The 12,537-nt window shown below is 37.5% G+C and carries 11 protein-coding genes; 8 read left to right on the forward strand and 3 right to left on the reverse strand.

The window, feature by feature from the left end; translation table 11 throughout:
• Positions 1–228 precede the first annotated feature (228 nt).
• Positions 229–1,110 (forward strand): glycerophosphodiester phosphodiesterase, encoded by an 882-nt coding sequence (locus tag DL897_RS17385; protein WP_113660385.1) that lies wholly within the window; start codon positions 229–231, stop codon positions 1,108–1,110.
• 182 nt (positions 1,111–1,292) lie between these two features.
• On the opposite strand, the gene DL897_RS17390 is transcribed toward DL897_RS17385, so the two are convergent.
• A complete protein-coding gene (locus DL897_RS17390; RefSeq protein WP_113660386.1) occupies positions 1,293–1,973 on the reverse strand; it encodes a copper homeostasis protein CutC in 681 nt (226 codons plus the stop codon).
• A gap of 86 nt (positions 1,974–2,059) precedes the next feature.
• Positions 2,060–2,593, reverse strand: a complete 534-nt coding sequence (locus tag DL897_RS17395; protein WP_113660387.1) for a GNAT family N-acetyltransferase — start codon at positions 2,591–2,593, stop codon at positions 2,060–2,062.
• Positions 2,594–3,062: 469 nt separating this feature from the next.
• On the opposite strand from DL897_RS17395, the gene DL897_RS17400 reads away from it, so the two are divergent.
• From DL897_RS17400 to DL897_RS17425, 7 genes are all read left to right on the forward strand, one after another.
• The gene (locus DL897_RS17400; protein ID WP_113660388.1) at positions 3,063–3,920 is read left to right on the forward strand and encodes a phospholipase C; all 858 of its coding nucleotides are present in this window, start codon (positions 3,063–3,065) and stop codon (positions 3,918–3,920) included.
• Positions 3,921–4,204: 284 nt separating this feature from the next.
• The gene (locus DL897_RS17405; RefSeq protein ID WP_240627489.1) at positions 4,205–5,812 is read left to right on the forward strand and encodes a glycoside hydrolase family 10-like protein; all 1,608 of its coding nucleotides are present in this window, start codon (positions 4,205–4,207) and stop codon (positions 5,810–5,812) included.
• A 662-nt stretch (positions 5,813–6,474) separates the two neighbouring features.
• A complete protein-coding gene (trxB, locus tag DL897_RS17410; protein ID WP_113660389.1) occupies positions 6,475–7,428 on the forward strand; it encodes a thioredoxin-disulfide reductase in 954 nt (317 codons plus the stop codon).
• 243 nt (positions 7,429–7,671) lie between these two features.
• Positions 7,672–7,956, forward strand: a complete 285-nt coding sequence (locus DL897_RS18755; protein WP_240627490.1) for a transposase — start codon at positions 7,672–7,674, stop codon at positions 7,954–7,956.
• A 47-nt stretch (positions 7,957–8,003) separates the two neighbouring features.
• A complete protein-coding gene (locus DL897_RS18760) occupies positions 8,004–8,216 on the forward strand; it encodes a transposase (protein ID WP_240627491.1) in 213 nt (70 codons plus the stop codon).
• Positions 8,217–8,799: 583 nt separating this feature from the next.
• Positions 8,800–11,016: a ribonucleoside-diphosphate reductase subunit alpha gene (locus DL897_RS17420; protein WP_240627492.1), complete on the forward strand. Its 2,217-nt coding sequence runs from the start codon at positions 8,800–8,802 to the stop codon at positions 11,014–11,016.
• A 146-nt stretch (positions 11,017–11,162) separates the two neighbouring features.
• The gene (locus DL897_RS17425; protein ID WP_113660391.1) at positions 11,163–12,197 is read left to right on the forward strand and encodes a ribonucleotide-diphosphate reductase subunit beta; all 1,035 of its coding nucleotides are present in this window, start codon (positions 11,163–11,165) and stop codon (positions 12,195–12,197) included.
• A 228-nt stretch (positions 12,198–12,425) separates the two neighbouring features.
• Here the strand turns inward: DL897_RS17425 and DL897_RS17430 are convergent.
• On the reverse strand, positions 12,426–12,537 hold a 112-nt coding region (locus tag DL897_RS17430), incomplete at its 5' end, for a zinc ribbon domain-containing protein (protein WP_145962243.1).

Genomic DNA, 12,537 nt, shown 5'->3' on the forward strand with positions numbered 1-12,537 from the left:
TCAACAAGCTCATATTAATTGATTTTTCGGCTATTTGTTGGTGTTATTCTACACATTCCCTGTTTAAAAGTCAAATAACCTGATATCGATTCGCTAAGAAAACGTTTATGATACGGTATCAAAACTAAATTTATTAATATTTAAGGTTAAGTTTACTTAGACTAAATATTCTTCTTTTAAAACTAGAATAGTAGACTTATTAAATTGCCCTGAAAGGTGTGTCAATGAATGAAACGTTGGTTAAAACGAACATTAGGCTTTATTACTGCACTTGGGATAGGTCTTACTCTTAGTTTTTCTCCCACTTCTGTTTCAGCAATGGGAAAAAATCAATTGCTCTCACCAGATCGAGTGATTAATGTAGCGCATCGTGGAGCCTCTGGTCATGCACCAGAGCATACTCTTTTAGCCTATGACATGGGTAAAAAGATGAAAGCGGACTATATCGAATTAGATCTTCAAATGACCAAAGATGGGCATCTGATTGCGATGCATGATGAAACACTCGATCGGACAACGAATGGATTAGGTAGAGTGAAAGATCATACTTTGGCAGAAATTAAAAGATTAGATGCAGGCTCTTGGTTTAATAAAAAATATCCAGAGAAAGCAAATCCAGCTTATGTAGGTTTAAAAGTTCCAACATTAGAAGAGATATTGAGCCACTTTGGACGAAGTGCTAACTACTATATCGAGACCAAAGCGCCAGAAGTATATCCAGGTATGGAAGAAAAGCTAATTCGCTCTCTAAAAAAACATAAATTGCTTGGTAAAGGATCCAAACGAGGACAAGTCATTATTCAATCTTTTAGCCCTGATAGTCTCAAGAAGGTGCATCAATTGGACACCCAAGTACCTTTGGTACAACTCGGTAACTTCCCAATGGATAAGAAAACAATTGCAGAGTTAAAAACTTATGCCATCGGAGTCGGCCCCAATTATAAGAATATCGATCAAACTTATGTACAAAAGGTTCGACAAGCTGGTTTCTTATTACATCCATATACAGTAAATGAAAAAGAAGAGATGCATCGTTTGATTAAGTGGGGAGTAACAGGTATGTTTACTAATTTCCCGGATCGTTTATATGAAGTATTGAAGAAAAAATAAGGTTGTTGCTCTATTGAAATGAGTTCTCTCCACTATCACTTTGTTAATTTTATATAAAAAGTTATCCCTCTTTCTGATTACGAGAGAGGGATTTTTTACTTTACCTTAAGAAAGGGAAATCTCTTTCTAGATGAATTTTATCTATGGCAGGATAGGTATTTTGCTGATAGTAATTCCGAAAGCTAAAATAACCGCTTGATTGCTCGGACTTTATCACCATCAATGGGCTCTAGAGCTTGTTCATTTCTACGTACACCTTTTCCAAAGTGGATCTCTTGTACATTGGTCGCTTTGAGAAAGTCAGGTAAAGCTGCGATGGTTAGCCCACTACCCGCTAAAATTTGGATGTGAGTATTTTCTGTCCACTGAACCAGTTGTTTCATTTGATCTACCGCATGGAGAACATTACTTTGTCCACCCGATGTCAAGATGGTTTTGATCTGTGGGAACTGAAGAAGGGTATGGAATGCTTCTTCTTGATCGGGAACCTCATCGAAAGCGCGATGAAACGTAACATCTAATCCATCTGCTTCACTTAAGAGAAATTGAAGTGCCTCCACATTAATCTTTTGGTCTGGAGTGAGTACTCCTAGAACAATGCCATTGGCACCTAGTTTCTTAATCATTTGGATATCCTTTTGCATCGTCTTTAAGTCATCTGAGTTATAGCAAAAAGATGCACTATGAGGGTGAACCATAACATTGACTGGGATTTGAACAGCATTCACTACTTGCTCAATCAGTCCATAACTAGGGGTTAGTCCTCCCTCTAAGATTCCCGTGATCAATTCAATCCGATCTGCACCGCTTTCTTCTGCAATCTTTGCATCAGTCACATGAGTTGCGATTACTTCTAATAGCATAATTAGAGACACCTCTTCACTATTCTAATGTTAATTCATAGGTTAGCAATGAATTAAGTATAAAAGGGTATGTTCTATTAGTTCCATTAGAAATCAACATCGTGTAGTCTGATAGGTGTTCGTGTTTGGTTCTCCCAGTCTGAACGAATCATAGCATAAACGATAGAATCAAATAATTGATCCCCTTGTTCCCATGCTTGACGATGATATCCTTCTTTGATATATCCGCAATTGTAGAGAGTTTTTCGCATAGCAAAATTATCAACACGTGTATGAGCCTCTATTCGAATCAAATGGGGATAATGGGTAAATGCATAATGAGTCAGCCATTGAAGAGCTTGCTTTCCAAATCCTTTTCCACGATAATTATGGCGAATTCTTAGATCGAATAAAGCAATTGAATCCAGCAAATCAAATAAACGGATTAAACCAATATTTTGTTCATGGTATTGTAGCCAAATGGTTTTTACACTATCCCCTGTATAATAGTGATTCATAAAAGCTTCCCGGATCTGTGTTGGACTTGGAGCTTCTATCCCGTGAAAAGGCCAGTTTTCGGACGTAAGAAACTCAATAAGTTCATCTATTTCATCTTTTACTACATGAAAATGGATCGTCATTTTTTTAACCCCTAATCTAGTAGGAAGAGTAGAATAATAGGATCATTGTATCAAAAATAAGGAGTTCAGTATATATTCAACATGTTGCATAACTTGATTCAAAACCTAGATCATTCCTAGACGAAGCCGCGAATCTTTTTGTGTAGGATCGACTTTTGACTGATAAGTTCATAGGAGTGGTAAGCGGGTTTTTTAGAAGAAAACATCTGATAAAAGCATATAAAGAGTGATTGGAAGCTTGTACAAAAAAGTTAGTGATCAATCGATTGATACTTCACTATGAAAAATAGATATTTACATAAATAAACTGAATGAGACGATATCATAAATAATTTAGGAAATATGACTATTTCTTTTTTGGTTAAATCGGAATATTGTTTAATAGGTTATAACCCGAACAAATCAGGGTTTTTCGGAAGAGGGGCAGATTCTCTTTTTGTTATAAAAACATGACCAAGGAGTGAACGATTTGAAACTAAGGGGAATAAGTTTATGTTGGACGATCATTTTCTCTTTGCTAATGTTGGGCTTTCCAATACCCATGATTCTGGGAATGGGGAAAACTGAATCACCATATCCACAATGGAATACAGGAAAACCTCATGAAGCAACAAATAATACTCATTTATGGATTGTACAGCATGCGATAGAACTTATGCAGCGAAATGTAGGCTCTCCTGTTGAACAGTCTGAGTTAGATTTATTAAAAAAATGGCAACGAGATTGGGAGCAAGGCTTATATGATGCTGATCATAAAGCGAAGTACAACGATCATTTTACTTTTGCCTCACATTTTTATGATCCCGATAAGGGTCAAACATATATTCCAGACAAAGAGCATGCGAAAGATGCCGGATCAAAATATTTTAAGCAAGCAGGGGATTCTTATCAGAAAGGAGAATACAAACAGGCATTTTATTTACTAGGATTATCACTCCATTTTTTTACAGATCTAACACAACCGATGCATGCAGCAAATTTCACCAATCTAGATAAGCCGACAAGTTACCATACTTTATTTGAAGATTATACAGAATCGATACAAGAGGATTACACTGTTAAGGATAAAGAGGCTTTTTGGAACTGGCAAAGCTCTAAAGATCCAGCCATCTGGTTGCACGCAGCTGCAGTCCAAGCTAAAAAAGATTTTCCTCCGATTGTGACTAGTGAAATCAAGCAATGGGTGGAAGAAGGTAAAAAGGGTCAAAAGGATTCGGAAAGAAAGTGGAAGCAAGCAGTAAAACCAGTCATTGGAAAAAGATTAGATGAAGCACAACGTATTACTGCAGGTTATATTCACCTGTGGTTCCAACTTTATATAAAATAATCTTATCATTCATTGAAAGTTACAGTTCGTTATTCATCCTATTCTTTTGGATAACGAACTCTATTTTTTGAATAATCGGATAAATAATTGGATTTAAATGGCATCCCATCTAAATTATATCTAAACTTAAAGTGATAAGGGGAGTTATTTTATAAATATGGCAGGTTTTTTTGATATAGGTAACGAAATATATTATGTATTTTATCTACTTTAAATATTGATTAATGAAAGGAGGTTATTTTTCTTAATAATATTTTATTCTTTAAATAAAGAGGGAGGCAGAGATGACAAAATCTATATTTTCGCTAAAAAATATGATCTGCTTTTTTCTCGCTGCGATCCTTACGATGACACTTCTAACCGTAAATATTGGAGTGGCACAAAGTAAAAAAGAGGTGCAAGGGAATAAAAGTAGTAACGAAAATACAACATGGGTCAAAAGACAGCTTCGCGCTGTGTGGATTCCTAGTGTCTTAAATATAAGCTGGCCTTCTAAAACAGGTTTAAGTAAAGAAGAGCAAAAAGCAGAAATGATTAAGCTATTGGATGAGGCAAAGGCGATGGGAATGAATGCTGTGGTAATCCAGATTCGCCCGACTGCGGATGCCTTCTATCCATCGAAGATAAATCCTTGGTCCAAATATCTATCTGGCAAGCAAGGAGAAAATCCTGGTTATGATCCACTTGCTTTTATGTTAAATGAAGCACATAAACGAAACTTAGAATTCCACGCTTGGTTTAATCCTTATCGAATTAGTATGGATACTAATTTAGAGGCTTTAGTTCCTGATCATCCAGCGAAGAAAAATCCTGATTGGGTTGTCTCTTATGGTGGGAAGCTCTATTTTAATCCAGGAATTCCTGAAGTGAAGCAACATGTTATTGATAGCGTGATGGAAGTTGTCAAAAAATATGATATTGATGCTGTGCACTTTGATGATTATTTCTATCCTTATCCTGTAGCGGGTCAAGAATTCCCAGATGAAGAGCTATATCAAAAATACGGGGCGGGAAAATTTGAGAGTAAACACGATTGGCGTAGACATAACATTAATATGTTAGTCAAAGAGGTATCTACAGCAATTAAAAAAGAAAAGTCTTATGTGAAGTTTGGTATTAGCCCATTTGGGATTTGGAGAAATAAAAGTAGTGACCCGACTGGTTCGGATACAAGAGGCTCGCAAAGCTATGAAACGATCTATGCAGACACACGTACTTGGATTCAAAATGAGTGGCTGGACTATGTAACCCCACAGATATACTGGAATCGAGGCTTAGCCGTTGCTGACTATGAGAAGTTAGTTCCATGGTGGGAAAATGAGGTCAAAGGAAAGAATGTACAACTTTACATTGGACAAGCCGCTTACAAAATTGGGACAGAGTCACCACCTGCATGGATGGATCCTGAAGAAATGCCAAATCAGTTAAAATTAAATATGCAATATCCAGATGTAAAAGGAAGCATGTTTTTTAGTGTAACGGATTTACTAGCAAATCGTTTAAATTTTAAAGACCGTCTAAGTCAAGACTTATATAAGTATCCAGCTCTTGTTCCAACCATGCCATGGCTTGATGCTAAACCTCCTAAAGCACCGACCATTCATACAGCCCTACGAACTCCAAAAGGTGTTTCTCTCGTATGGAACGATCATCCTCGTAGTGATGCAACGTACTATACAGTATACCGGTTTAAAAAGGGAGAAAAAATAGATTTTGAAAATCCACAGCATCTGATTCATACAGTGCGACGGAGTAGTAAGACAAGTTTAGTACAAGTTTATACGGATAAGAGTGCCAAGTCCGATGAAAAGTATATTTACTATGTAACAGCAGTTGATCGTTTACACAATGAAAGTAAACCAAGTAATCCGAAAAGTGTAAAAGACAAGTAATTTTTCACAAGGTAATAATAAGTCTTCTATCTGATGGAATGAGCAGAAGCGGACTCGGACTCATCCTTGCCAGACATCATCAGTCACGTGGCAAAAACATGCACTCACTCCATTCTAATATGATGCAAATTCAACAGCCCTGAATAAGTCTATTAGCTGGTTTCTAAATAAAATGAAATTTGGAAACCAGCTATTTTTTGTTTCATAATCATAAAATATGTGATCAATTGAACATTTGTGAAAAGAGCTATTTTGTTCATCATGATACATCATGGTTAAAAAATGGAATCTGTATCTTGGTTGACTTGTCCATCTGTGTGAAACAATAAACGGAAAAAAGTTGGCTGAAGAAAGAATATCATATAAAATAGAAGAGACAGACGTACCTGATTACATAAATATTTCTAGGATGGCTAACTCAAACCTAGAAGTATAGATAAAATTGCTAGTCTATCCTTATTTTATATTTCGAAAGGAGGGAAACTGCTACAAAGCATAGAAATGATCCCCCAGATGAAAACGAAGTTTAAATTCAATCCAAGATACTCGTAGGTTAAATAGATACCTGTAGAGTGGATAGAGTCGCAAGGCAGTTTACAATGAAACAGGGATTTTTTAGTTATAGGGATATTTTTTCTATGTTTTTCGTAGCAGGTTTACTCATGAATAAAGTAGTCGTACTAGGAACAGGACCAGCTGGTCTTACAGCAGCTATTTATTTAGCACGTGCTAATATGTCACCGCTCGTGATTGAAGGATCAGAGCCAGGTGGACAACTTACAACCACTACAGATGTAGAAAATTTCCCTGGTTTCCCAAATGGGATTATGGGACCAGAGTTAATGGATAATATGCGTAAACAAGCAGAGCGTTTCGGAGCAAAATTCCAGCGTGGTTGGGTAAAAAAAGTAGATCTATCGAATCGCCCTTTTAAACTATTTGTAGGATCAGATGTGATCGAGACTGAAGCACTAATTATTTCTACAGGTGCTTCAGCGAAACTACTCGGAATCCCACAAGAACGAGAAAACATCGGTCAAGGTGTTAGCACTTGTGCAACTTGTGATGGTTTCTTCTTTAGAGGTAAAAAGATTATCGTAGTGGGGGGCGGAGATTCGGCGATGGAAGAAGCCATTTTCTTAACAAAATTTGCCTCCGAAGTACAAGTGGTTCATCGCCGTGATCAGCTACGCGCTTCGAAAATAATGCAAGATCGTGCAAAAGCAAATGAAAAGATCTCATGGCATTTTAATCGTACCCCACTTGAAGTGATTCGGGGAGAAAGTGGTGTAAGTGGGTTAAAGGTTCGTAATAACGAAACAGGTGAAGAAGAGATAATTGAAGCAGAAGGGATCTTTATCGCAATTGGACACCAACCTAATACGGCATTCCTTGAAGGTCAAGTGAAAACAGATGCATTAGGCTATATCGTGGTAGAGCCTGGTACTACACGTACGAATGTACCTGGTGTATTCGCTTGTGGTGATGTACAAGATCACGTTTATCGTCAAGCTATTACTGCCGCTGGAACCGGATGTATGGCTGCTCTTGATTGTGAACGGTACTTAGAGGGAAGTGCAACACAAGATTGGAGCCATAGCACTACACAAAAGTAAATTCTAGATAAAATGGTTGATAAAAAGCTGCTGATTTCATGATAATTGCCGACAGGAGACTCGCCTTTTTAAAGGCATAGAGGATGGCTGCGTTTCCCAGTACCCCTTCTTTTTAGGGGTGCTTAGGGAAACAATATTCTCTGTGCCTACTGTCGTTCTCTCCTTTTGAAAAATATAATTAGTTACTTTATCTTCACTAGATATTATGATAAAAATATTTTTAGTGAAGAGAAGGTGGAATAGTTGGAAATAACAATTACTGCAAAGATAAAGATTTGTCCAAATATGGACCAGGTCCAATTACTTAAAGAAACACTCAGCGCTTATAAGAACGGGTGCAACTTTTTATCTGGTGTTGTGTTTGAAACCAAAAATCTAGTCCAAGCAAAATTACATAAAGTCACATATGGAGAATTGCGTTCTGTATACAATCTACGCTCCCAAATGGCTCAATCTGTTATGAAAACGGTGATTGCACGCTATAAGTCTGCTCAATCGAATGTAAACGTGATCGTTGGTATACTGTAAGCTGGGCATTCTTTCAGCTTTGCCAGATGATCGAGTACAAGGCAAAAATGAATCAATCTACAGTGATTTTTGTCGATCCCGCTTATACTTCTCAAACTTGTCCAAAATGTGGTCACACAGAGAAAGCGAACCGAAATAAGAAAAAGAACATCTTCCAATGTCGAACTTGTCAATATATTTCCAATGATGATCGTATTGGAGCGATGAACCTGCACCGCAAGGGAATTGAGTACCTAGTTGCAGGGACTACATCAGCATGACTGATATAGTACGGGTAGCTGTCAACCTGCCCACGATGTATCGTCAATTGAAGGCAGGAGTCTCTATGACAGTAAAAAGTTATATTTCGACTCAACCATTCAGAAAATAATGAACCGTTTTAAACAAAACTTGCAAGAGATTATCATGTATTTAAGAGATATTTAGGTAATGTTTCTCTATGATCATCTAAGATGAGAAAAAGTTAGCTAAGAGGGGTGACCAAACAGGAATATGGTCATCCCATTTATTTGATGTCAAGATGTAGATTGATACTAATCATTTATAGATCATACGCTTTTTTCCGTGTCAAAAATTTATAAACCATGTTTAATACATTGCTACTATTCATAAATAGAAAAAAGAGGAATCTAAATATTTTTACAACCTTGTTTCTCTATTAATATATCTTTCAGTCAGTCAAATTTGAAAAAAGTAGCTTCAAAAAGAAAGAAAAACAAAAAACGATTTTAGTTGGATGTTTACTCTCATAAAGTTAATAATTTACCTTTTTTAGAGGTTTGCACAATATGTTGTATTGTATATACTCAAGAGGCGACTATATATAGATCGGGCGTGATAATGATGTTAGATGTTAAGGAAAAAAATACTCTATTGGACCCTTTTCGTCCGCTAATTGAAGAAGCGTGTAAAGACTTTCCTCATTTGGATCATAACCAACTGATGGAAGAAATTCTTGGTCAATTAAGAGATAATTTAACAGATAATGAGATTATTCAAGAAATTATACAAATTACAGTAGAGAAAACAAGTATGGAAGAACCCGACTGGCAATTTGTTGCAGCACGGATTCTCTCATATAGCTTGTATCAAGCAGCCGCGCGTCACCGTGGTTATGACGTGAAGCAGAAATACGGAAGTTTGTATCATCTCATACATACATTAACGAAAAAAGGATTATATGGGACATATCTTTTAGAAACTTATCGCCCAGAAGAAATCAAAGAGTTACAAAATGCGATTATACCTGAACGGGACAAGCTATTTAACTATATTGGTTTAAAAGTGCTAGCGGATCGCTATCTTGTTCGTGATTATAATCATGAGGTCATGGAGCTTCCGCAAGAACGATTTATGATTATTGCGATGCATCTAGCACAAAAAGAAGATGACAAATTAACATGGGCAAAGAAGTTTTATGAGGTATTGTCTAAGCTTGAACTAACTGTAGCCACTCCTACACTAGCGAATGCAGGGAAGATTTTACACCAACTTTCATCTTGTTTTATTGACACGGTTGGGGATTCTTTATGGTCTATTTATAATACTAACTCTTCAACAGCACAAGTATCGAAACATGGCGGAGGGGTTGGGATTTATCTAGGAAAAGTACGCTCCAAAGGTTCGAAAATTCGTGGACATAAAGGTGCTTCAGGTGGTGTTATCCCGTGGATTCGTAACTATAATAATACAGCTGTTGCTGTTGATCAGTTAGGAGTTCGCCGTGGTGCTTTTGCGATCTATCTGGATATTTGGCATGCGGATATTTTAGATTTTTTGAATCTGCGTACCAATAATGGTGATGATCGTTTAAAAGCACATGATATTTTTCCTGGGGTTTGTATTCCAGATTTATTTATGCAACGTGTCAAAGAACGTGGTATGTGGTATCTATTTGATCCTCATGAAATTCGTGAAGTTATGGGATACTCTATCGAAGATTCTTATGGGAAAGAGTTTGAGCGTCGTTACCTCGAATGTGTAGAGCATCCAGAACTGACAAAGACTGAAATTCCAGCCATTGATATTATGAAGCGGATCATGGTTAGCGCTTTTGAAACAGGGACCCCTTTTATTTTCTTCAGAGATACAGTGAATCAAGCTAATCCAAATAAACATCAAGGCATGATTTATTCGTCCAATCTATGTACAGAAATTTGTCAAAATATGTCACCGACTGAATTATTGAGTGAAGAGTTGGAAGATGGCGTTATTGTTACGAAACAAAAACCGGGAGACTTTGTGGTTTGTAATCTCTCGTCTATCAATTTGGGGCGGGTTAATAGTGAAGCGGATCTTGCACGTATCATTCCGATTCAAATGCGGATGTTAGATAGTGTGATTGATCTGAATATTTACCCTGTAAGACAAGCTGAATATACCAATCAAAAGTATCGGGCTGTTGGACTTGGAACCAGTGGATATCATCAATATTTAGCTGGACGTCAGATTGCTTGGGAATCAGAAGAACATCTTGAAGAAGCAGATCGTTTATTTGAAAATATTGCTTATTATGCTATTCGTTCATCAATGGAAATAGCGAAAGAAAAAGGAGCTTATCCCCTTTTTGAAGGTAGTGAGTGGCAGACTGGCGAGTATTTTGATAGAAGAGGATATACAAGCGAGCGATGGCAACAGCTACGCCAAGATATTGCCCAATACGGTATGCGAAATGCTTGGGTATTTGCAGTAGCACCAACTGGTTCTACTTCGCTTATTGCCGGCTCCACTGCAGGCATTGATCCCGTTTATGCGAAGTATTTTGTAGAAGAAAAGCGAGGAGCATCGATTCCTCAAACAGCACCTAACCTTTCACCCAAAACGACCTGGTATTATAAAGAAGCGCACCACATTGACCAGCTATGGAGTATTCGAGCAGCTGCAAAACGGCAAAAGCATATTGATCAATCTCAATCGATGAATTTATATATCACTCCTAATACCAATGCGCGTGAATTTTTAGACTTGTATATTCAGTCATGGGAACATGGCATTAAAACACTTTATTATGTACGGAATCAATCAATTGAAGTGGAAGAGTGTGTAAGCTGCTCTTCATAAAGATAGCTACAGTATTTGATCAATACCTAGGATCCTATGTGACCGATTTTGAAAGGGTTACTCGTGTCGATTCGTTATTCATCAAGGGTAACGAATCGACTCCAATCAATACGGTATTTTTTTAGATATAGAGAGGAGATTTTTTAATGGCTAAACTTGAGAGAAAGAAAATCTTTAATGAGCATGGACAACGCGGGACACAACGGCTAATTAATGGGAATACCACGAACTTACGGGAGTGGAATCGGATCAAATATGACTGGGCGTTTAAGCTATACCGTACTATGTTAAATAATTTTTGGGTGCCGGAGGAGATTCCACTCGCAAGTGATGCAAAAGAGTTTAATGAGTTATCCACAGCAGAACGTCATGCTTTTGATAAAACCATTTCTTTTTTAAACTTTTTAGATTCGATCCAAGGTGAGAATCTCCCTAATATTAATGAATATATTACAGCGCCAGAGGTATCATCACTGCTAAATATTCAGGCATTTCAGGAGGAAATTCATGCTCAATCTTATAGCTACATCTTAGATAGTGTTTGTTCACCGGAAACACGAGAAAATATTTACGATGAATGGAGAAATGATGAGCATTTATTAGAGAGAAATCGGTTTATTGCCGACCTGTATCAGCAGTTTGTCGAGCAAAAGGATGATCGACAATTTGTGCGGACATGTATGGCCAATTTCTTACTAGAATCTCTGTACTTCTATAGTGGTTTCTCCTTCTTTTACTCTTTGGCACGAGCTGGAAAAATGACTGCAACTGCAACCATTATCAAATATATCCAACGTGATGAGTTAACACATGTCGTCTTGTTCCAAAATATGATCAAAGAGCTTCGGAAAGAGGAGCCTGATCTTTTTAGTCCTGACTTCATCGAAGAACTACGAGATATGACCAGAACAGCTGTCGAACATGAAATTAAATGGGGACAGTATATCACAAATAACCAAATTCCAGGCTTAAATAATAATCTGATTGAGCGATATATTAAATACTTAGCAAATGAACGGCTCAATCGCTTAGGTTTTGAAATTCTGTATCCAGAATATACGACTCACCCCATGAAGTGGGTAGATAGTTTTGCCAATTTGAATGCAACTAAAACCGATTTCTTCGAGCAGAAAGTAACAAACTATACCAAAGCAAGTTCGCTTGATTTTGGTGATTTATAATTAGTAGAAAAGGCTGTATCATTCGATCCAATCCCAAGTCATTCCTAGACTTAGAGTGGTGATCGGAAGATTTGACACTCCACACGGCTTCAGCCGTGGGATTCTTGGGTCGTTAGCGTCCGTAGTCTGTTTCCGTTTTGGACAACGCCCAAGTTCAGGGGTGTGTCATCACCCCATCCCATGTGGTTAGAGTGTACCCACATGGGTGGCGTACCTGTTACCAGTACGCTAGGCTACTAACCCAGAAATGGCTTTAGCTATATTGATTGCTCCATTCAGATCAGCATGGCAGGTATAACCACACTTTTTGCATCTGAACTGGATGCCATTTCGATTCGCT

This window comes from Thermoflavimicrobium daqui (assembly GCF_003313465.1).
GTDB lineage: Bacteria > Bacillota > Bacilli > Thermoactinomycetales > Thermoactinomycetaceae > Thermoflavimicrobium > Thermoflavimicrobium daqui.

Excerpts from the sequence above, each read along its gene's own strand:
- DL897_RS17385 (WP_113660385.1), top strand. The coding sequence starts at position 229 with ATGAAACGTTGGTTAAAACGAACATTAGGCTTTATTACTGCACTTGGG.
- DL897_RS17390 (WP_113660386.1), bottom strand. The coding sequence starts at position 1,973 with ATGCTATTAGAAGTAATCGCAACTCATGTGACTGATGCAAAGATTGCA.
- DL897_RS17395 (WP_113660387.1), bottom strand. The coding sequence starts at position 2,593 with ATGACGATCCATTTTCATGTAGTAAAAGATGAAATAGATGAACTTATT.
- DL897_RS17405 (WP_240627489.1), top strand. The coding sequence starts at position 4,205 with ATGACAAAATCTATATTTTCGCTAAAAAATATGATCTGCTTTTTTCTC.
- trxB (WP_113660389.1), top strand. The coding sequence starts at position 6,475 with ATGAATAAAGTAGTCGTACTAGGAACAGGACCAGCTGGTCTTACAGCA.
- DL897_RS18760 (WP_240627491.1), top strand. The coding sequence starts at position 8,004 with ATGAATCAATCTACAGTGATTTTTGTCGATCCCGCTTATACTTCTCAA.
- DL897_RS17420 (WP_240627492.1), top strand. The coding sequence starts at position 8,800 with ATGTTAGATGTTAAGGAAAAAAATACTCTATTGGACCCTTTTCGTCCG.
- DL897_RS17425 (WP_113660391.1), top strand. The coding sequence starts at position 11,163 with ATGGCTAAACTTGAGAGAAAGAAAATCTTTAATGAGCATGGACAACGC.